A 19,567-nucleotide genomic window follows, 5' to 3' on the forward strand; every position below is an offset into this window, starting at 1 on the left:
GAAATGAGATCCGGGCTAGCGCGCCAAGAGTGTTAATGTCAGAATGACTCTTACGAAATCGAATGCTTTGAAAACGAGGCAAGAATAGATGTCATCCGTACCTGGCTGGGCGAACGTCGAAGAACGCCGCAACCTGCCACCCGCTCTTGCGGTTTCCACGGTGATCCTGGGAATCCGTGAAGGCAAGGACGGCGGACCTGACAAACTCTGCTTGCCCGTGGTCCGTCGAGTTCGGCAACCCCACGCCGGAATGTGGGCGCTGCCGGGCGGTCCAGTTGATCCGCGCGAATCCCTCGGCCAAGCGGCCGGGCGCAACTTGGCCGAGACCACGGGTCTACGTCCCTCCTACCTGGAGCAGCTCTACACTTTCGGCGATATCGACCGCTCGCCAACCCACCGGCTGGTCACCATCGCCTACTTTGCGCTGCTGAACGCTGACCAAGTCGGCGCTACGGTCCAAGACGACAATGTGGCCTGGTTCGATATCGATGATCCGCAGATCGCCCAGATGGCTTTCGACCACCGGAAGATCCTGGACTACGCCATGTGGCGGCTGCGCAACAAGACCGAATACGGGCAGATAGCGCATCGATTGCTGGGGGAGCGCTTCACTTTGGCGGCTCTGCGCGGGGTCTACGAGGCCATCCTCGGGCGGCGCTTGGATCCCGCGAACTTCCGCCGCACGCTCAAGAGCACGGCCTCCATCGAGGAAACCGATGAGTATCTGGCCGGTGGACAGCACCGGCCGCCGCGGCTCTACCGCTACGTGGGGCACGGGCCTGACCCTTTGGAAGTCGACCCGCTGCACGACTAGCAAGCAACATCCATACTTATTCACCGTCATCCTGTAAGAAACGGACGAACCCATGAGCACCCAAATCACTGACAACGCCAATGCCTCGGTAGCCCAGAACATCTCCCGGCTCAATCTGCTCGCGCCGGACTCCACCTGCTCCACCGATCTGGCTTCCAACCCGTGGGACACGCCTGCCGGCTACGGGCCCGGCGCCTCCCAAGGAGATTCGGTTCCAGCTGGCTACCCGGTGCAGGGTTCCATCCCGGAAGAATACCTCAAGGCCAGCGATACCGAGCTTGATGCCCGCATCATTGCTGCCAAGGAAACCCTGGAGGACAAGGCAGTGATCCTCGGGCACTTCTACCAGCGCGACGAGGTGGTGAAGTACGCGGACTTCGTAGGCGACTCCTTCCAGCTGGCCAACGCTGCCCTGACCCGCGACAAGGCAGAAGCCATCGTGTTCTGCGGCGTGCACTTCATGGCCGAAACCGCGGATATCCTCAGCCGCGAGGACCAGTCGGTAATCCTGCCGAACCTTGCGGCAGGCTGCTCGATGGCGGATATGGCCGACGGCCCGAGTGTACAACAGTGCTGGGAAGAGCTCACCGCGCTCTACGCGGATGAAGCTGATGACGGGCGGATGCCGGTCATTCCCGTGACCTACATGAACTGCTCCGCCGAGCTCAAGGCATTTGTCGGTCGCAACGGCGGACTGGTATGCACCTCCTCCAACGCGGCAACCGTTTTGGAGTGGGCTTTCGAGCGCGGACGCCGTGTCCTGTTCTTCCCGGACCAGCACCTCGGACGCAACACCGCCAAGGCCATGGGCATTCCATTGGAGCAAATGCCAATGTGGACTCCGCGCAAGGAACTGGGTGGCAACGAAGCTGCTACGCTCCTCGATGCCAAGGTCATCTTGTGGCACGGCTTCTGCTCCGTGCACAAGCGCTTCAACCCGGCGCAGATCGCCAAGGCGCGCCAGGACTTCCCGGGCGTGCGCGTTATCGTGCATCCTGAATGCCCGATGGAAGTCGTCGACGCCGCGGATGAAGCCGGTTCCACCGACTACATCCAAAAGGCCATTGCCGCCGCAACCGAACCGACGGGTTTCGCCATCGGTACCGAAATCAACATGGTCAACCGCTTGGCTGCCCAGTACCCGCAGCACAACATCTTCTGCCTTGATCCAGTGATCTGCCCATGTTCCACCATGTACCGAATCCACCCGGGCTACCTTGCCTGGGTGCTCGAAGAGCTGGTTGCCGGACGCGTGGTCAACCAGATCTCGGTGCCGAAGGAACAGCAGGCAGATGCAAAGATCGCCCTGGAGCGCATGCTGGCTGCCAAGCCATGAGCCAGGAGCAGCGAACACCAGAGAAGCTGGTGATCATCGGCTCAGGAGTGGCGGGCCTATGCGCTGCCCTGCAAGCCGTGCAGCTGGGCATCCGGCCGGTACTGCTGACCAAAGGCAAACTCGGCGACTCGAATTCCGAGCACGCGCAGGGTGGCCTGTCGGCTGTCACCGAAGCATCCGTAGCCCACGGCGACTCGGTGTCCAAGCATGTTGCCGATACGCTGAAGGCGGGCGCGGGACACTGCGGTCTGGAACCGGTGGAACACCTGTGCTCCTCGGGCGACAAGCTGGTGCAGGCCTTGGAAACCTACGCTGTGGACTTTGACCGCAATGCCGATGGCTCCTACCAGCTCGGCCTTGAGGCAGCGCACAGCGCCCACCGAATTCTGCATATCAACGGGGATGCCACCGGCGCCTCTTTGGTGCGCACCCTAGCGCGCGCCGTGCGCCAGCTGGATGCCGCAAACAAGCTTCGCATCGTCGAGCATGCCCTTGCCAGCGACCTGCTGCTGCAGGATGGCAGAGTCTCCGGGGTGCACTATCTGCGCCACAATGAGGAGCAGTTGCTCCTGGCCGACTCGGTGCTGCTGGCTACCGGCGGGATTGGGCAGTTGTACTCGGCGACCACGAATCCCCAGGGGGCAACTGCCGACGGCCTTGGATTGGCCGCCCGGGCTGGTGCTGTGATCGCTGATGCCGAATTCATCCAATTCCATCCAACACTGGTCGACCCTGCCAAATATCCGAGGGCCGGCATGGTGTCGGAAGCCGTACGCGGCGAAGGAGCCATCCTGGTCAATGAGTCAGGGCATCGCTTCATGTCTGGAATGCACCCGGATGCCGAACTGGCACCACGTGATGTCGTGGCCCGAGGCATCCACGGCCAAATCCAAGACGGGCACCAGGTTTTCCTTGATGCGCGGGCGGTGGAAGCAGCCCGTGGCACGGGATTCCTCGCAGCCCGTTTCCCTTCCATCACTGCCAAGCTTGCCTCGTGCACCGAGGACGGTCCCGGATTGGACATGGCTCATGATCTGATTCCGGTGGTGGCTGCCCAGCATTACTTCATGGGCGGGATCTACACTGACACCTCAGGACGAACCACTGTCCCCGGACTCTATGCGGCCGGTGAATGCGCCAATACGACAGTTCATGGTGCCAACCGTTTGGCCAGCAACTCCTTGCTGGAAGCCATGGTCTTCGCCCGGGATGCCATCGTGGCAGTGAGCTCCGACCCGGCGGATGCCCGCTGCACCACCGAGGAGCTGGCCATCCGGCAGATCTCCGAGTCCACCCCGGAAGCGCCGCTGGATCTTGAGCACCTGCAAGCCGCTGCCAGCAACTCCCTTGGCGTCTACCGCACCGGTGGGCAGCTGGAGGAAGTGTCCCACATGCTCGCGACGAGTGCACCGGTAGCCGCCTCGGCGCGAGAGCAAGCGGAACTGCGCAATCTGTGGATCGCCGCACGGATCATTGCCGCAGGTTCCATGGCACGCACAGAAAGCCTAGGTGCGCATCATCGCCTTGATTCAACCGAAAGCACCACCAACGGGCCAGGCCAGTGCGTGCGCTATGGCTGGACATTGCACCCAAGCGAGCTGAATAACAAGAACTTCTTGAGCAAGGAACTGAACGCGTGAACACTCTGATCCATCCGGTACCCACCGCAGCAATGGACCGCATCATTGAAATGGCGCTCGCCGAGGACAATCCGCGTGGCGACCTCACCGCCCTGACCATTGTGCCCGAGGGGGCGAGAGCCACTGCTGTGGTGCAGGCCCGCCAGCCTGGGGTGCTCTCCGGAGGTGCTGTATTCGCCCGGACTATGCAGCTGGTCGATGCGCAGCTGGATGTCGAGCAGCTGGTAGCCGAGGGAAAGGCTTTCGCCACCGGGGATAACTTGCTGAAGGTCACCGGGCCGGCGGCGAGCTTGCTGACCGCTGAACGTGTGGGACTCAACCTCTTGCAGCGCATGAGTGCCATCGCCACCGCAACCGCCGAACTGGTAGGACTGGTTGCGCACACCAAGGCCCGAATTGCCGATACCCGGAAGACAACGCCAGGACTTCGCGTCCTCGAACGCTATGCTGTCCGTTGCGGTGGAGGAATCAACCACCGCGACAACCTGTCCGATGCTTTCATGGCCAAGGACAACCACCTGGCTTTGCTGGATAACGGCGAGCAGCTGACCGCAGCCCTGAAATCCGTGCGCGCGCGGCTGGGGCACACCACGTCGATGGAAGTTGAGGTGGATTCCATTGCGCAGATTCCACCGGTGCTCGCCGCTGGAGTGGACATCATCATGCTGGATAACTTTGATCCGGCTGGCATTCCCGCCGCCATTGAACTGATCAACGGGCAAGCAGTGGTCGAAGCCAGCGGAAACATCAACGCGGCCACCGTAGCGGCAGTCGCCGAGGCCGGTGTCGATGTCATTTCTTCGGGTGCCATCACCCACTCGGTGAAAGCAATTGACCTTGGTCTGGATATGGTTATTGCATGATCTACATGGATGCCGCATCCACTGCGCCACCTCGCCAAGACGTTCTCGACATGCTCAACCCATTGCTGACCAAGGATTTCGGCAATCCGGCATCCTTGCATGAAGCCGGCCAGCAAGCCAAGCGCGCCAATGACTGGGCAAGAACGCAGGTAGCCGGCCAGCTGGGCGTGGCGGCAGAAGAAGTGTATTTCACTTCCGGCGGCACCGAGGGAGCGAACGCTGCCGTCATCGGCGCGGCCTTGGCAAAGCCCCGAGGACGTGTGGTGGTCTCCAGCGCCATTGAGCATCCAGCCGTGCTGGAAGCCTGCAAGTACCTGGTCGAATTCCACGGATTCGAACACCGCATCATCCCGGTTTCGGTCACGGGGCTCGTGGATCTGGAAGCGGCCGGTCAGCTGATTGATGCGGATGTTGCCGTGGTTTCGGTGATGGCGGTGAACAATGAAGTCGGCACCATTCAGCCGGTAGAGCAGTTAGCCCAACTGGCACATGCGGCTGGGGCGATCATGCATACGGATGCCGTGCAGGCCGCCGGCTGGATCGACCTCAAGCCATTGTGCGCCGCCGTGGACGCATTGAGCATCTCCGGGCATAAGATCGGCAGCCTCAAGGGCAGCGGTGCAATGTACCTGTCAGCCAAGCACCGCTTTGTGCCGCTGCTTCACGGTGGCGGGCAGCAGGGCGGACTGCGTTCGGGAACGGAAAACCCGGCCGCCGCGGTGGGCATAGCCGTGGCATTGCAAGCGGCTACTGCACAGCGCGAAGCCGGACTTGGCGAAAACTTCGGCCCGTATCTGATAGAGCGGATCCTCAAGGAGCTCAATGCCAAGCATCCGGGAAGCGTGAGGCTCACGGGGGATCCGGAGCATCGCGTTGGCGGCATCGCCTCTTTCGTCTTCCCAAAGACTGCTGGCGAAACGGTGTTGATTGAGTTGGCCCGCAGGGGAGTCCTTTGCTCTTCAGGTTCTGCGTGCGCGGCAGGTTCGACCGATCCTTCCGCGGTGCTCACCGCAATGGGCTATGAAGAAGAATTGGCCCATACGGCTGTCCGGCTGTCGTTCACGCGCACGGCAAAAGAGAATGAGATCAGCCAGGTAGCGTCGGCCGTCGTTTCTTGCGTCTCCGGGCTCTTAAGCTGAAAATCCTGCTTTCCGGAACTTAAGTGTTCCGGAAAGCAGGATCATGCATGTCCAGCGGAAACTGGTTCTCTAGTCCAAGAATCTAGCGCAAGTACTTGCCGGAGACCCAGCCGTTCTTCCCTGCATACTTCACCGGGTACCAGCCTGACTTCTTCGCACCGCGGAGAGTCACCGTCTTGCCCTTTGGAATGGTGAGGATGACTCGCTTGCTCGTCCCAACACCGGTGCGCATGTTCAAATTAGCGATGGTCTTCTTTGACGAAGATTTCGAAGTCTTGGGCTTCGTCGTCTTCGGAGCGGTACCGGACGAGGAGAAACTGCTCAGGTAGGTACCCGAGACCCAGCCGTTCTTTCCCGCGTACTTCACCGGGTACCAGCCGGACTTCTTGGCGCCGCGAATGGCTACCTTCTTGCCCTGCGGGATGGTCAGCACGATGCGATTACTAGTGCCTGCCCCGGTACGCATGTTCAAGTTGGCCGTGGTCTTGGCCGACTTGGCGTTGCTGGTGTTCTTCTGCGGCGTGCTCTTTTTCGTATCCTTCTTTGGCGCAGATGGCATCGAGACGTTCTTCAGATACTTGCCTGAAACCCAGCCGGTCTTCGAGCTGTAGCGAACCTGGTACCAACCGGACTTCTTGGAACCGGTCAGCTGGACCGTCTTGCCCCTCGGAATGGTCAGCAGCACGCGATTGCCGGTGCCCGCCCCGGTGCGCATATTCAGATTCGCGGTGGTCTGGGCAGTGCCCTTGGATTTCTTCGGAGCGCTGTCAGACTTCTTGCCGGAAACACCGTAGTAGGCTTCGAGGCTCTTGGCCCCTGAATTCTTGACGCTCTTGGCCAGCGAGGTGCCCAAGTAGCGGAAGTGCCATGGTTCGTAGGCGTAGCCGGTAACGGATTCCTGGCCCTTCTGGTAGCGCATGATGAAGCCGTACTTGTGCGCATTCTTGCCAACCCACTTGCCCACTGGAGTGTTGGCGAAGCAGGCTTGCAATCCGCAAGCGCCGTTGGCATTTCCAACGTCAATGGCCAGACCGGTTTGGTGCTCGCTGGTGCCTGGTACAGCAGAAATGCGCGAAGCGTAGCTCTTGCCGTAGATGCGCGAGTAGTAGTTGAACAGCTCCGCCTGGCGGTTGTATGAACGGTATCCGCTGACGGCGCGAATCTTGACGCCATCCTTGGCCGCTGCCTTCACCATCTTGGTGTAGGCCTTGGCGGCCGAGGACCTCAGTCTGACGTTGGTGCCTTTGACGGCTACCGTCTTCGGAGCGTACTTCACGGGACTCAGCGGGTACTTCTTATTGACGAAGACATCATCCTTGCTTGGATTGCGCTGGATTTTCTTGGCAGCAATCTGCAGTCCGCTGTCAACTGCGAGCACTTGTGCCTGGGGCACTGACACGGCGGAGGCAGGAGCTGTGGCTAGTGCCGGATTTGCCGGCAGCACTGTTGCGAACAGCGCAGCCGATAGCGCGGCAGCCATGGAAATCTTGAACGCCCGAGGCTGTTTCATGGAATTCTCCGGTAGAGGTGACAAGCGATGCGACCATCATTCCATCACTTATCCATGAGCCATTCAAGGTGTTACTGCAAACGTTGGAGATGAAACGGGCCTATTGCGACCGAACTTCTGCGGAAGCAAGCGGACCGTTTTATCCCGATGAAGAAGGCACGTGCCATCATCAGCGATGCCTTGCCTGCACCAGGAGAAGCATCTTCCCACGTGGGGGAATCGGAAAATTTCCAGGTGCTGTGGCCCCTGCCCAGCAGCAAGCGGGAATTCCATTCAGCCTCGTAGTTCTACGAGGCCGGTTGCGCGGGAAATCGCGGTCCCAGACTTGCCCGCAAGTTGCTGCAATCTTTTCTCCAGCAGGCGCGGAGGTGCCTTGGGCAGGCGTTCTGGCAAATGGAAGACTGCGACGAGTCAATTTTTCTAGTTGGGCGAGATTTGGTAGGTTTGCGTGCATGCGTATCCGTCCAGAAGTCTTCGATGACCGAGCTGCGGTGTATGCAATTACGCACGCTGCGTTCGCCGGAATCGATCCGATGGTTGAGCCTGAGGAAGTCGGACTGCTGCAGCAGCTCTTCGAGTGCGACCAATATGACAACCGCTTCTCAATCGTTGCCCTGGACGACACAATGGTTATCGGCCATGTCATCGCGACATGGGGCGCAGTCAATGGGGAACCCTTATTGGGGCTAGGTCCGCTGGCTGTCGCTCCGGAATACCAGCACCGGGGTGTCGGATCGATCCTGATGCAAGAAATTCATGACAGGGCTGAGCAAGAAAGCATCAGCGGCATTGTCCTGCTCGGTGCCCCAGGCTATTACAGCCGCTTCGGCTACGAAGCTGCCCAGCCCCGAGGTATCCACCCTTCGGTTCCGTCGTGGGGCGAGCACTTCATGGTGCGCGTCTTCGATGACAGCTGCCTGCCGAGCGGCGACTACCGTTATGCCAAGCCGTTCGGCGTTTAGCCGCTAATTTTCGCTGGGAATTTTCTCGCTCCTATTGTCTCCTGTTCCCCTCGGGCGTAAACCTGACGTATGGAAACACATCAAGAGCTTCGCGAACTGTCCTTCTCCGTCTCAGGCATCATTTCCAAGTCGATCAGGCAAGTATTCGAAGCTGTGGCTGATCCGGAACAGCTTTCCCATTACTTCACTACCGGGGGAGCTGAAGGATACTTGGAAAACGGTGCCACCGTTAGCTGGGACTTCCATGATTTCCCCGGAGCTTTCCCGGTCAAGGTCTTGGAGGTCGAAGAACCAAAACGCATTGTCTTCCAATGGGGAGGCCAGCAATCCACGGCTGAAGATGGCATGAATACCGTGAGATTCGACTTCGAGTCCCTGGAGGACAGCACTCGAACTAAGGTGACCATCAGCGAAGCGAGCTGGATTGCCACCGATGAAGGGGCCAAGGCCGCCTTCGGCAATTGCGAAGGATGGACCGGAATGCTGGCCGCCATGAAAGCGTGGCTGGAATACGGGATCAACCTGCGCGAAGGCTTCTACAAATAGTTGGTGCCTGAGCTAGCGGCGCCGATGGTAGTACACGTGCGTCACGAGTGAAGTTTCACGGCGGGAAACGCGATCCATATGCGTTTCTATATCTTCAATCGTGATCGGCTCGCCGCGTCCCAGGCGGATCGGTGCGATATGCAGGCGCAACTCGTCAATGAGGCCGGCTCGCAGGAATTGCACGATGGTACTTGCACCGCCGGCAATGGCCACAGGATTTTCGCCAGCGGCTTCCCGTGCCTCGGCAAGGGCTTCCTCGATCCCCTCCGAGATGAATTGGAAGCTGTTCCCGCCCTGCAGGCAGATCATCGGCTTCGGATGATGGCTCAGCACGAAGACCGGGGCATGATACGGAGGATTCTCGCCCCACCACCCGATCCAGCCCGCGTCGTCTTCTCCGGCTGGAGGGCCGAACATCTTGCTGCCCATGATGAAAGCCGACGCCTGGGTAATGGCAGAAATTTCGGCCTGGTTTTCCGCAAGATTCTCGAACTGCCAACGGTGCAGCGCTTCGGCTCCTACGCCCAACGGCTGCTCCATGCTCTGATTGGGACCAGCACAGAATCCGTCCAAGGAGACGGTGACATCGCAAACTACCGGGCCCATGGCAAATGCCTCGATTCAACCTGTGTGCTGGCGGGAGGGTGGCTACTCCAACAATGAACCTGCACGCAAGCAGAATCAACCCCAAGCCCGGGAAAATCCAGCAGGAGACTCAGTTCCCGGCATCCTTCGGCGCACCGGCAACATTCCACAGCGTAGCGTGGTATTTCCGGATCAACGCGGCTTCCAGCAGCAGGGCCGCCTTGCGGTGGATGCAGGTCACCCACCGGCCTTCGAGATGCAAGCGGTCAATGGCCAAGCGCGCCACTTGCTGGACGGTCCGGGACTCTCCGCGATCGGCCTCGGCTGCCAGTTCCCGAAGCCACTGCGGGTCAGCCAACGCTTCGTCGAAGGCGTACTTGCCCAGGCCGGAGGTCGCACCCTTGCCGCTGGAATAGATCTTCAGCCGTCCGCGCAGGCCCTTGCCGCTGCGCTCGCCGGCCTGCCCCACGTAGATGGGCTTGTGGTCCCCGGCGCCGGCTCGGCGGAACATGTAGACCCCCGGAGCCACGGGTGCCGAGTCGGCTGTGGCTTCGAAGGATTCCCACGGCGACCATTCCAGCGAATCAATGACCTGGTCATCGACGGGCTTGAGGACAATGTCCATTCCCGGTGCGCCGGCGAACTGCAGCTGGGCCAGCAAGGTGGCGGACACATGCCACGTGCCGCCTGGCTGGGGCGGCTTCTGGATTGCGCCCTTGGGACGATGCTGGCGCAGATAGCTGCGCAGCTGCTTGGTGTCTACCCCAAGGGTGCCGGCGGCTTCTTCCAAGCTGAATAGCTTCTCGTCCTTCAAAAGTGATCTGCCTTCTGGGTGCCGTGAATGAACAGGTGATGATGAATCAATTTAATCCCATGCAATGCCCAAGAGCCCGGAAGGAGCCGTCACATGGCATGTCCTTCCGGGCTCGGCGGATGCGCTACTGCACCGCATCTCGCAGCTTGGTGCTCAGGCGCCGCAGTTCATGGAATTCGTCTTCGCTCAGCGCGCTGCCCAGCAGGTTGTGCAGGTGCTTGACGTGCTCGCGCCCGATTTCCTGTTGCAGCTTGCGTCCCTTCTCGGTCAGCGAGAGCTGCATGGCGCGATGGTCATCCGGGTCGGGTTCGCGAACTACCAGCCCCTGGTCTTCCAATCGGGTGACCATGCGGCTCAGGCTGGGTTGCGAGATCAGCAGCTGCTTATTCAGGTCAACCAGCCGGCTCTTGCCTCCGGGGCAGGTGCGCAAGTTGAACAGCACGTCGTACTCGCGCATGGAGAGCTTGCCGAATTCCGGCATTGCGGTGATCTGGCGCATGACCGCCACCTGTGCCCGGAAAAGCGCTTCCCAGGCATCGGTGGTGACCTTCAATGAGGCTGCTGGATTACTGGTCCCGGTCACTTGCTGCTGGCTCCTTGGTGGTTGCTTGCTCAGCGACCAGTTTAGCGTTGCGAGCGGCCACCAGGCCTTCATGCGTTGGTGCCGGGGTGAGGTCCTTCGGTGCGCGGGACTCCATTTCCTTGCGCAGTTCAGGCAGCACGTACTCGCCGAACATGTCCAGCTGGTTCAGCACGGTCTTCAGCGGAAGGCCCGCGTGGTCGATCAGGAACAGCTGGCGCTGGTAGCTGCCGAAGTATTCCTGGAAGGACAGGGTCTTCTCCAGCACCTGCTGCGGCGAGCCGACGGTCAACGGGGTCTGCGCGGTGAAGTCTTCCAGCGATGGGCCGTGGCCGTAGACCGGGGCGTTGTCGAAGTAGGGGCGGAATTCCTTGACCGCCTGCTGGGAATCCTTGGCCATGTAGAACTGGCCGCCCAGTCCCACCACTGCCTGGTCTGCGCGTCCGTGGCCGTAGTGCTCGTAGCGCTCGCGGTACAGGCCGATCAGCTGCTGGTAGTGCGCCTTCGGCCAGAAGATGTTGTTGGCGAAGAAGCCGTCGCCGTAGTAGGCGGCGATTTCAGCGACCTGCGGGGTACGGATCGATCCGTGCCAGACGAACGGTGCCACGTCATCGAGCGGGCGTGGGGTCGAGGTGAAGTTCTGCAGCGGGGTGCGGAACTTGCCTTCCCAGTTCACCACATCCTCATCCCACAGGCGGCGCAGCAGGTGGTAGTTCTCCACGGTCAGGTTGACCGAGTCCTGCATGTTCTTGCCGAACCATGGGTAGACCGGGCCGGTGTTGCCGCGGCCCAGGACCAGGTCCACGCGGCCGTCGGCCAGATGCTGGAGCATCGCGAAGTCCTCGGCGATTTTCACCGGGTCATTGGTGGTGATCAGCGTAGTCGCCGTGGACAGGATGATGCGCTCGGTCTGCGCGGCAATGTAGGCCAGCGTGGTGGTGGGGGAGGAAGAGAAGAAGGGGCGGTTGTGGTGCTCGCCGATGGCGTAGACATCCATGCCGATCTCTTCGACCTTCTTGGCGATGGCCACCGATGCGTCGATGCGCTCTTTCTCGGTGGGGATGCGGCCGGTGGTCGGGTCGCGGGTGATGTCGCTGACTGAGAATACTCCGAATTGCATGTCCACTCCTGTTACAACGGGGCAAGCGTTTTATCCTGCCACCAATTTATATGCGTATGCATGTAATAACAAGTTGATGTGTCAAATACTCCCGTGAGGTTGACTGTGTCCTTCCCCATAGCCAACTATTGAGCGGCAATGCTGTTAACGCTGGAACTCCCAGGGCGCAGCATGGAATCACACGGCGCCCTGGGAGTGCACGCAAAGCCGGAGGTTCGACTACATCGGAAGCTCGTAGCGAAGGGGCCATTCCTGGGCTTCGAGTATGGCCTGCAGGCATTGCCCGTTCGATGCATTGACCAGCAACGGTGCGAAAAGATTCGCGCTCGGGCGCACACCCGAAGTGGTCACCACGGCCAGGACCAGCAAGTCGCCATCCCCTGGATTGCCCACTAGAGATAGCTGGTTCTTGGAGAATTCCGGCGCGTAGTGGCGGATGTGCGCTGCAGTGTCCAAAGCGAACCAGTGCAAGGTCGGGGCCTGTGGAGAGGACAGGGCGAAGAGGCCTGCGGCACCTTCCACCGGAGACAGGGTAAGCGTGGAAGCCAGCGGGAAACCGGGCAGCGGCGCGGCGAGGGACAGGACCCGGCTCATCGCAGGAAGTCCATCAACGAGGGCTGCAGCGTGCGCGCCGTGGCCGACAGCGCCGCCTGGTAGGAGACCTCCTGGGTCTTCAGTTCCAAGATCGCGCTGGCCAGATCGATGTCCTCCAGACCAGCCCGTCGACCTTCCAAGGAGACGGCGTCACCGAGCAGGGATTCCTCCGCGGCGAGCACGGTGGCATGCGTGGCGCCGACCGTGGCCTGGGCCGCCAGCAGGTCCTGCATCCGGGCATCGACTGCTTCAAGCCGGCCGGAGACACTCAGGCCATTGCGCAAGTCTGCGGCGATCCCCGCAACCAGCGCAAACACGCTGTCCGGTCCTTCCCCGAAGGCCGCCGCGCCGCTGGTGTCCACCCGCACGGTGGCGACAGGGCCAATGCGCCGCTCGACTGCTGTGCCGGCCGGGAACTGGTGGTTCGCGTCGACGGCCGCCGCGCCATCATGGGTGCCGGCGAAGACGAAGCGCCCGTTGAACTGGGTGTTGGCCGCCGCAGCCATTGACTCGGACAGCTGGTCGAGCTCCAGCGCAATGGCTTGCCGGGCCTCGGGGGACAAGGCCCCGCTGTTGGACCCCCGCATGGTCAGGTCGCGGACCCGGTGCAGCAGGTCGGTCGCGGTCCCCAGGGCGACATCGGCGGTGGACAGCCAGCCGGCGGCATTCGAAGCGTTGCGGGTGAACTGCTCGTTCTGCCGCTGCTGGGAGTGCAGCGACATGACTTCCGCGGCGCCGGCCGGGTCATCGCTGGGCCGGTTGATCTCTTTCGTGGAACCGATCTTGTCCTGGATAGCCGCCAGCCGGGAAGCTGCCGCGTTCAGGTTGCGTTCGGCATTGAATGCCATGGTTGCCGGGGTGATGCGCATGGTCATCGCTCCTATCGTCCTACCAGGCCGGTTCGGTTGATCAGGGTATCGAGCATTTCATCGACAGCGGTCAGCACCCGTGCGGCCCCCTGGTAGGCGTGCTGGTTGGTGATCAGGGCGACGTTCTCCTCGTCGATGGACACCGCCGAGGCCGACTGGCGCGCGGTGATGGCGCTGTCCGCCGCGACGGCGCTAGACAGGGCCTGCTGGGCTTCGGAGTGGGTGGCGGTGCCGATGCCCAGCACCATGGTCGACCAGAGCTCGTTCGGGCCTCCGGCAGCATCGGCCAGGGCCGCCAGCTTCTGGGCATTGGAGCCGTCCAGGGCGCCGGTTGACGGTGCGCCCGTGGCCAGGTCGCCCGCACCCGTGGCCAGCACGCGCAATGACCCCGCGGGGTTGCCCGGATCGAAAGCGAAGAAATCGCTACTGGGCATCCCGGCGGTCGTGGAGCCCTGGGAGTGCACCTCGTTGACCATCGTGGCCAGGGTGCGTGCGGTCTCGTCCAGGGAGGCGGCGGCCGTGGCCAGCGGCCCGCCGGAGCCCGAAGGTCCGGCCGGCGCGAGCAGGTACAGGGCACCGGCGATGCGTCCGGAGTCCAGCGCCGCGGCATCCTGCGGCCGGTGGCTCCAGCTGACCTTCACCGGTTCGCCGTCCATGGATTGCCCGCCAGAGACCCGAAGGGACCGTGCGGTACTGCCGGTGACCAGGGGGCTGCCGTCGATGAGCACGTCCACGGTGCCATCGGGCAGTTCCCGCACGGTGGCTCCTGAGAGGCCCGCGATGTGCTCGGCCAGCTGCGAGCGCTGGTCCAGCAGGGCATTGGCGTTGCCGCCGCCGGCCAGGGTGCTGCGGATCTGGGCATTGAGCTCGGCGACTCCCTGCGCCGAGACATTGACGTCCGTGACCCAGGTTTCCAGCTTTTCATGCTGCTGTACCCAGAGATTGTCGATCTCGCTGCTCATCAGGGCCATCCGGTCAGCGACCGACTGCCCGCCCTGGATCACGACCGCGGCCGCCGCCTCGCCGCCAGGCTGGTTGGCCGCCTCGGACCAACCGGCCCAGAAGTCGTTCAGCAGGGACGACAGGCCGTTCTCCCCGGGTTCACGCAGGAATCCTTCAAGCATTTCCAACGCATCGGCCCGCACATCCGTCTGCGAGGCCAGTGCAACGGTGCCCCGAACGCGGGCGTCCAGCTCGGCATCGGCCAGCCTGGCAATGCTGCCCACGATCACGCCCTGGCCGATGGATTCGCCAGAACCCAACTTGCCCACCTGTGCCAGCGGGGCGGCTGCCTGCAGTTCTGCACGCTGCCGGGTGTAGCCGGCCGAACCGACATTCGCCAGGTTGTTCCCCGACACCTCGATGGCGGCCCGCGCCGCATTGAGCCCGGACAGGGCGGTATTCAAGCTTCCAAAAGTGCTCACGTGATGTCCTTAGAGGTTCGTATCCAGAATGCGAGCGCCCGGCTGGTCGTGCTTCGGGGTGCTATCTGGTCCGTAGGTCGCAGGCGACGTGCCAAGATTGGCTAGTGATTCCTGAGTGGATCTGAGAGCGGCACGCAAATGCTCGTCGTTTGACTCGCGAATGCCGGCAATCGATGCGGCGAGTTCCCGAAGCGCCTGAAGGTGGGAACGCAGGATCTCGCCCCACATCTGGTTCGGCACGAGGTCGGCGAGCTCCGCCAAGGTCGCCTCGGTGGCTGCTCCCAACTGCTTAGCCACCGCTTGTGCCACCATGCTCCGTTCCAAGCTTGCATGATGCAGGCTGTCGAGCACTTGTTCGATTTCCGCCGAAGCCCTGGAAATCCATTGCGTTTTCCCCGAGATCAGCAGAAGGCGTTGTTCCTCCAGCTTGAACCGCAACAGGTCCAGGATTTCTCGTTCCTTGAATAGCAAGGCCGATAAATCATTAATGCGTGTAGTCATGATTCCCCAATCCACCGCCATCCCACAAAGCGTTGTACCTAACATTATCGGTCGACTTGGCGCAGGCGTAAGTGAACGGACCTTTAATGCGGTAAGAACGGCCAAGATCACGGCTGAACTGCATATGAGCGAATGGGCTGCGGGACAGTGAGGCTGCTTTGATTATTTTCCATGGAACCTCTAAGGTTTGTGTGCGTGGCTGGATTTCTGCATGGGGCGGAAACAGGGTCGCGCACTCGTAGATTAAGGGAATAGCTGTGGAGCAAGCCGCGCGCAATGAGTTGGTTCTGGAAAACCTTCCACTTGTTGGCTACCTCGCCTCCGAACTCGTCGCCAAGGCCACGCATCTATCCCACGAAGATCTGGTGTCCGTCGGAACTTTGGCGATGATTGCCGCGGCCGATGCCTTTGATGCATCTCGGGGTGTGCCCTTCGGAGCCTATGCCCGTCGCCGCATCCTCGGGGCGTTTGCCGATGACATGCGGTCCAATGACTGGGCAACGCGTGGTGCTCGGAAGAAGATCACCGCTCTGCGGTCGATCGAGGAAAGCCTCACCGCTGCACTGGGCCGGAATCCCAGCGTGCGTGAGATGGCAGATGCCTTGGGCGTGGCCGACTCGGAAGTCCGCTCCATCATGGAAGATGCCGAGCGCACCGTCGTCACCCTGGAAGGATCCGACCACAACCACTTGGCGGCGGCCTTCGGCATTCCCGGCGAGGAATTGCTGGACAGCGAGCGACGCAGCAAGATCCACGGTGCCGTCGAGGCGTTGCCGGAGACGATGCGAACCCTGATCCGCCGCCTGTATTTCGAAGGTGCCACCGTCAAGCAAATCGCAGCCGAAGCAGGCGTGACCCATTCGGCCATCTCGCAACAGCGTAGCGCGGCCATCAAGCTGCTGCATGAGGCACTCCAAGGCAACTACTTCACCGAGGAAGCGCCACTTCCTGAAGCCAAGCTCACCAAGTCTGCTGCCGCCCGGCGCGAGCAATACCTGGCGAATTTCGAACGTCTCAACGCCCGGTCCATCCCGGCTAGCACCGCGCTGCCTGTCGCGTAAAGCGTCGCTTCTGGTGGCGGGAAGAACCTTTGCCTACCATTCGATTGCCGATTCAACTAACAGCATTCAGTGATCTGACGATAGTCCTCTTTGAGGTCCACGGATGGACCTCGTAGAACAGTTAGCCCGTTCTCATGGAGGAAAACATTATGGGTATGCAGATCAACACCAATATCGCGGCGCTGAACGCTCACCGCAACCTGTCCAACACCCAGAACGACCTGTCGAAGTCGCTGGAAAAGCTGTCCTCGGGCCTGCGCATCAACCGTGCAGCCGATGACGCAGCAGGCCTGTCGATCTCCGAAGGCCTGCGCTCGCAGGTCAACGGCATGAACGTTGCCGCCCGCAACGCACAGGACGGAATCGCGGTCATCCAGACTGCTGAAGGCGCACTGACCGAGGTCCACTCGATCCTGCAGCGCATGCGTGATCTAACGGTTCAGGCAGGCAACGACTCGAACAACGCCGAGTCGCGCACCGCCATCAAGACCGAAATTGACGGCTTGGCCTCGGAGCTGAACCGCATCGGCGCCAACACCGAGTTCAACGGCATCAACCTGATGGACGGCAGCTCCAAGTCCTTCCAGATCGGTGCCAACGGCAACGAGGCTGGCGCCAACGTCTCCAACGTCATCACCGTTGACCTGACCAACCTGGCCACCGCACTCGACGGTGTCGCAACTCTGGAAGCCACCGGAGCTGATCTCACTGCGACTATCACTGTCGACACCCAGGCCAACGCTGCTTTGGCCATCGAAGCTATCGATACTGCCATTGGCAACATCAGCACCTCGCGTGCCGAACTCGGTGCCAAGCAGAACCGCTTCGAGTCCGCCATCAACTCGCTGAACGTCTCGCGCGAGAACCTGCAGGCCGCGGAGTCCCGCATCCGCGACGTGGACATGGCTGCCGAGATGGTGAACTTCACCCGCTCGAACATCCTGTCGCAGGCTGGCACCGCCATGCTGGCGCAGGCCAACCAGTCCAACCAGGGTGTACTGCAGCTGCTGGGCTAGTCACCAATTAGCTGAACAGCAATGATTCCCGGGTCCGGTAGCCGTTCCTCTGGGAACGGCGACCGGGGCCGTCAATCGGCAGGCAAAACCTTCGCGCGCGAGGCAGGAGACCGACAGTCATGGGGCTATCACTTGACGGATTGGCCAGCGGCCTGGATTCGACCACGCTGATCAATTCCTTGATGCAGGTCGAAGCCATCCCGCAGGCACTGCTCAAGAACAAGGCCAGTGCCACCCAGACAATGATCTCGGCGCTGCAGGAACTGAACACCAAGGTCGCCGGGCTGGCCACGCTATCCAAGGACCTGTCCGCACCTGAGGCTTTCCAGAAATTCACGGCGACCTCCACCGCGGATTCCGTCGCCATCTCGGTGGCCGAAGGCGCGACCTCCGGCGCCCTGGATATCGTGGTCGGCCAGCTCGCCACCAGCCAGGTCATGGTCACCGAACCGGTCACTGAATGGGACACCGCCAACTTCACCATCACCAGCGCCGGCCAAGCCTACGCCATCTCGACGGCCTCAACCTCCCTGGATGACGTGATCACCGCAATCAACGCCTCGGACTCAGGGCTGAAGGCCGTCAAATTCGACATGGGCGACGGCACCTACCGCCTGCAGTTCACCGCCGCTGGCAGCGGCGCGGAAAACGCGTTCACCCTGTCGGGAACCTCCATCTCCGGCATCCAGACCAGCGCCGCGCAGGACGCCGAAGTCACGCTCTGGGCCGGAAGCGCCGCCGAGCAGGTCATCAGCTCGCCGACGAATACCTTCGTCAAGCTCTTGCCGGGCACCGAGATCACGGTTTCCAAGGTTTCCACGGAACCGGTGACCCTGGCTATCGCCTCTGACCCCGAAGCCACCGCCGGCCAAGCCTCCTCCTTGGTGGACAAGCTCAACGGGCTGTTCGAGTTCATCACCGCCAACTCCTCGGTCAACGTCGGAACCGGCGGCTCGACCCGCGGCATGATCTTCACCGGCGACAGCCTGGTCCGTTCGGTTAAGCAGCGGATCACCGATGCCGCCATCATGCCGATCGATGGCAGGTCGCCCTCCGAAATCGGCATCTCCATCACCCGGCAGGGAACCCTGGAATTCGACAAGGAGAAATTCACTGCCGCCTTGGCCGAGGACCCGTCCGCGGTGCAAGCCATCCTGGCGACCATCACCTCGCGCGTGCACGCGGTGAGCGACGAATTGGCAGACCAGTACGACGGCGGGATCACCTCGCGGATCAAGGGCCAGGAATCGACCGTCGACCGGCTCAATGAGCAGATCTCCGACTGGGACCGCCGGCTGGACAAGCGCGAAGCGACCTTGAAACGGACCTACGCCGCTCTCGAAGTCCAACTGAGCAACATGAATGCCCAGCAGTCGTACCTTGCCTCTCAGCTCGCGTCCCTGCCGTCAACCAAGGAGAAGTAGCAGCAGTCATGAATACCGCGCAGAAGCTTGCCCAGCTCAATCGGGAGGCCATCCTCTCGGCCAGCCCGGCAACCCTGCTGACCATGCTCTACGACCGGCTGCTGGTGGATCTGAACCGCGCCCGCCAGGCCCAGCAAAACGGCGACTGGCAGGAGGCCTCCGAGAACCTGGTGCATGCCCAGGCGATCATCACCGAGCTGGATGCCAGCCTCATCGACGGTCAGTGGGACGGGAGCCAGGGGCTGCGCAGCCTCTATGCATTCCTGGCCCAGCTGCTCATCGACGCCAACATCAAGCGCGACGCCCAGCAGGTGGCCCAGGCCATCAACCTGCTCGAACCGCTGCGCACCGCCTGGCATGAAGCCGCCGCCGCACCGGCCGGCAGCACCGAAAGGACCATCGGTGAGCACCTTGGCTAATCCGGAGACGAACGAGTTCTCCGCCTGGGAGTCCTGTCTCGACGAATTGGAAGCCGGCTGCGCACGCATGGCCTCCATGCTGCTCCTGGACCTTCAGCTGCAGCAGCAGGACCTGGCCCGGTGGGAACCGCCTGCCCACCTGGGCCAGATGCCGGCCAGCCTCGGTCCGCGGGCCCTGCAGCTCTCCGCGCAGCTGGGCGACCTGAAGGCGGCCTACGAGCAGCGCCAGAGCGATGTTGCCGCCCAGCTGCAGGCAGTAACCAGCGTCCCGCGCCCGGAAGAGGCCCCGGCGATCTACCTGGACCAGACCGGCTAACGGCAGGGAGGCTCCTGCCGATAGTTGCACTCGT

The 19,567-nt window shown here is 61.8% G+C and carries 20 protein-coding genes and 1 pseudogene; 12 read left to right on the top strand and 9 right to left on the bottom strand.

Annotated elements, in window-relative coordinates; translation table 11 throughout:
• Positions 1 to 88: 88 nt before the first annotated feature.
• Genes F0M17_RS06685 through F0M17_RS06705 form a run of 5 tightly spaced genes read left to right on the top strand, consistent with a single transcriptional unit; the run spans position 89 to position 5,792 of the window.
• Positions 89 to 814, top strand: a complete 726-nt coding sequence (locus tag F0M17_RS06685) for an NUDIX domain-containing protein (RefSeq protein ID WP_149596713.1) — start codon at positions 89 to 91, stop codon at positions 812 to 814.
• Between the two features lie 52 nt (positions 815 to 866).
• Complete coding sequence (gene nadA, locus F0M17_RS06690) at positions 867 to 2,150, top strand: quinolinate synthase NadA (protein ID WP_149596714.1); 1,284 nt, start codon at positions 867 to 869, stop codon at positions 2,148 to 2,150.
• Positions 2,147 to 3,790 (top strand): L-aspartate oxidase, encoded by a 1,644-nt coding sequence (gene nadB, locus F0M17_RS06695; RefSeq protein ID WP_149596715.1) that lies wholly within the window; start codon positions 2,147 to 2,149, stop codon positions 3,788 to 3,790. Before nadA ends, nadB begins: the two co-directional genes overlap by 4 nt.
• The gene (gene nadC, locus F0M17_RS06700; protein ID WP_210416702.1) at positions 3,787 to 4,653 is read left to right on the top strand and encodes a carboxylating nicotinate-nucleotide diphosphorylase; all 867 of its coding nucleotides are present in this window, start codon (positions 3,787 to 3,789) and stop codon (positions 4,651 to 4,653) included. Before nadB ends, nadC begins: the two co-directional genes overlap by 4 nt.
• Positions 4,650 to 5,792 carry a cysteine desulfurase family protein gene (locus F0M17_RS06705; protein WP_149596716.1) on the top strand — a complete coding sequence of 381 codons (1,143 nt, stop codon included), beginning with the start codon at positions 4,650 to 4,652 and terminating at the stop codon, positions 5,790 to 5,792. Before nadC ends, F0M17_RS06705 begins: the two co-directional genes overlap by 4 nt.
• A gap of 82 nt (positions 5,793 to 5,874) precedes the next feature.
• Here F0M17_RS06705 and F0M17_RS06710 read toward each other — a convergent pair whose 3' ends face one another.
• On the bottom strand, positions 5,875 to 7,302 hold the full coding sequence (locus F0M17_RS06710; protein ID WP_149596717.1) for a D-alanyl-D-alanine carboxypeptidase family protein: 1,428 nt from the start codon (positions 7,300 to 7,302) through the stop codon (positions 5,875 to 5,877).
• A 452-nt stretch (positions 7,303 to 7,754) separates the two neighbouring features.
• Between F0M17_RS06710 and F0M17_RS17435 the strand changes: the two genes are divergently transcribed.
• A complete protein-coding gene (locus F0M17_RS17435; protein ID WP_168201966.1) occupies positions 7,755 to 8,264 on the top strand; it encodes a GNAT family N-acetyltransferase in 510 nt (169 codons plus the stop codon).
• 69 nt (positions 8,265 to 8,333) lie between these two features.
• A complete protein-coding gene (locus F0M17_RS06720) occupies positions 8,334 to 8,810 on the top strand; it encodes an SRPBCC domain-containing protein (RefSeq protein ID WP_066137729.1) in 477 nt (158 codons plus the stop codon).
• Positions 8,811 to 8,822: 12 nt separating this feature from the next.
• On the opposite strand, the gene F0M17_RS06725 is transcribed toward F0M17_RS06720, so the two are convergent.
• The 8 genes and pseudogenes from F0M17_RS06725 to F0M17_RS06760 all read right to left on the bottom strand — a co-directional run bounded on the left by F0M17_RS06725 (position 8,823) and on the right by F0M17_RS06760 (position 15,297).
• On the bottom strand, positions 8,823 to 9,416 hold the full coding sequence (locus tag F0M17_RS06725; protein WP_149596719.1) for a dihydrofolate reductase family protein: 594 nt from the start codon (positions 9,414 to 9,416) through the stop codon (positions 8,823 to 8,825).
• 109 nt (positions 9,417 to 9,525) lie between these two features.
• Positions 9,526 to 10,209 (bottom strand): hypothetical protein, encoded by a 684-nt coding sequence (locus F0M17_RS17605; protein WP_210416703.1) that lies wholly within the window; start codon positions 10,207 to 10,209, stop codon positions 9,526 to 9,528.
• 124 nt (positions 10,210 to 10,333) lie between these two features.
• A complete protein-coding gene (locus F0M17_RS06735; RefSeq protein WP_149596720.1) occupies positions 10,334 to 10,792 on the bottom strand; it encodes a MarR family winged helix-turn-helix transcriptional regulator in 459 nt (152 codons plus the stop codon).
• A complete protein-coding gene (locus F0M17_RS06740) occupies positions 10,776 to 11,909 on the bottom strand; it encodes an LLM class flavin-dependent oxidoreductase (RefSeq protein ID WP_149596721.1) in 1,134 nt (377 codons plus the stop codon). Before F0M17_RS06740 ends, F0M17_RS06735 begins: the two co-directional genes overlap by 17 nt.
• 288 nt (positions 11,910 to 12,197) lie before the next feature.
• A pseudogene (gene fliW / locus F0M17_RS06745) lies at positions 12,198 to 12,503 on the bottom strand (flagellar assembly protein FliW); the annotation flags it as partial.
• The gene (flgL, locus tag F0M17_RS06750; protein ID WP_149596722.1) at positions 12,500 to 13,378 is read right to left on the bottom strand and encodes a flagellar hook-associated protein FlgL; all 879 of its coding nucleotides are present in this window, start codon (positions 13,376 to 13,378) and stop codon (positions 12,500 to 12,502) included. The pseudogene fliW and the gene flgL, both read right to left, overlap by 4 nt.
• A 5-nt stretch (positions 13,379 to 13,383) precedes the next feature.
• On the bottom strand, positions 13,384 to 14,796 hold the full coding sequence (flgK, locus tag F0M17_RS06755) for a flagellar hook-associated protein FlgK (protein WP_149596723.1): 1,413 nt from the start codon (positions 14,794 to 14,796) through the stop codon (positions 13,384 to 13,386).
• Positions 14,797 to 14,805: 9 nt separating this feature from the next.
• Positions 14,806 to 15,297, bottom strand: coding sequence for a flagellar protein FlgN (locus F0M17_RS06760; RefSeq protein ID WP_149596724.1), 492 nt, complete (start codon positions 15,295 to 15,297; stop codon positions 14,806 to 14,808).
• A 257-nt stretch (positions 15,298 to 15,554) separates the two neighbouring features.
• On the opposite strand from F0M17_RS06760, the gene F0M17_RS06765 reads away from it, so the two are divergent.
• The 5 genes from F0M17_RS06765 (at position 15,555) to F0M17_RS06785 (ending at position 19,533) form a co-directional block, all read left to right on the top strand.
• Positions 15,555 to 16,358, top strand: a complete 804-nt coding sequence (locus tag F0M17_RS06765) for a sigma-70 family RNA polymerase sigma factor (RefSeq protein WP_168201967.1) — start codon at positions 15,555 to 15,557, stop codon at positions 16,356 to 16,358.
• A gap of 149 nt (positions 16,359 to 16,507) precedes the next feature.
• Entirely contained in the window at positions 16,508 to 17,374 is an 867-nt protein-coding gene (locus F0M17_RS06770; protein WP_149597715.1) for a flagellin, read from the top strand.
• 119 nt (positions 17,375 to 17,493) lie between these two features.
• Entirely contained in the window at positions 17,494 to 18,798 is a 1,305-nt protein-coding gene (fliD, locus tag F0M17_RS06775) for a flagellar filament capping protein FliD (protein WP_149596726.1), read from the top strand.
• 8 nt (positions 18,799 to 18,806) lie between these two features.
• Positions 18,807 to 19,217: a flagellar export chaperone FliS gene (fliS, locus tag F0M17_RS06780; protein ID WP_149596727.1), complete on the top strand. Its 411-nt coding sequence runs from the start codon at positions 18,807 to 18,809 to the stop codon at positions 19,215 to 19,217.
• Positions 19,201 to 19,533 (top strand): hypothetical protein, encoded by a 333-nt coding sequence (locus tag F0M17_RS06785; protein WP_149596728.1) that lies wholly within the window; start codon positions 19,201 to 19,203, stop codon positions 19,531 to 19,533. Before fliS ends, F0M17_RS06785 begins: the two co-directional genes overlap by 17 nt.
• Positions 19,534 to 19,567 lie beyond the last annotated feature (34 nt).

Source organism: Glutamicibacter sp. ZJUTW (assembly GCF_008370855.1).
Taxonomy (GTDB): domain Bacteria; phylum Actinomycetota; class Actinomycetes; order Actinomycetales; family Micrococcaceae; genus Glutamicibacter; species Glutamicibacter nicotianae.

Coding starts and splice junctions, on each gene's coding strand:
- F0M17_RS06685 (WP_149596713.1), top strand. CDS start 89: ATGTCATCCGTACCTGGCTGGGCGAACGTCGAAGAACGCCGCAACCTG.
- nadA (WP_149596714.1), top strand. CDS start 867: ATGAGCACCCAAATCACTGACAACGCCAATGCCTCGGTAGCCCAGAAC.
- nadB (WP_149596715.1), top strand. CDS start 2,147: ATGAGCCAGGAGCAGCGAACACCAGAGAAGCTGGTGATCATCGGCTCA.
- F0M17_RS06705 (WP_149596716.1), top strand. CDS start 4,650: ATGATCTACATGGATGCCGCATCCACTGCGCCACCTCGCCAAGACGTT.
- F0M17_RS06710 (WP_149596717.1), bottom strand. CDS start 7,302: ATGAAACAGCCTCGGGCGTTCAAGATTTCCATGGCTGCCGCGCTATCG.
- F0M17_RS17435 (WP_168201966.1), top strand. CDS start 7,755: ATGCGTATCCGTCCAGAAGTCTTCGATGACCGAGCTGCGGTGTATGCA.
- F0M17_RS06720 (WP_066137729.1), top strand. CDS start 8,334: ATGGAAACACATCAAGAGCTTCGCGAACTGTCCTTCTCCGTCTCAGGC.
- F0M17_RS06725 (WP_149596719.1), bottom strand. CDS start 9,416: ATGGGCCCGGTAGTTTGCGATGTCACCGTCTCCTTGGACGGATTCTGT.
- F0M17_RS06740 (WP_149596721.1), bottom strand. CDS start 11,909: ATGCAATTCGGAGTATTCTCAGTCAGCGACATCACCCGCGACCCGACC.
- flgL (WP_149596722.1), bottom strand. CDS start 13,378: ATGACCATGCGCATCACCCCGGCAACCATGGCATTCAATGCCGAACGC.
- F0M17_RS06760 (WP_149596724.1), bottom strand. CDS start 15,297: ATGACTACACGCATTAATGATTTATCGGCCTTGCTATTCAAGGAACGA.
- F0M17_RS06770 (WP_149597715.1), top strand. CDS start 16,508: ATGGGTATGCAGATCAACACCAATATCGCGGCGCTGAACGCTCACCGC.
- fliD (WP_149596726.1), top strand. CDS start 17,494: ATGGGGCTATCACTTGACGGATTGGCCAGCGGCCTGGATTCGACCACG.
- fliS (WP_149596727.1), top strand. CDS start 18,807: ATGAATACCGCGCAGAAGCTTGCCCAGCTCAATCGGGAGGCCATCCTC.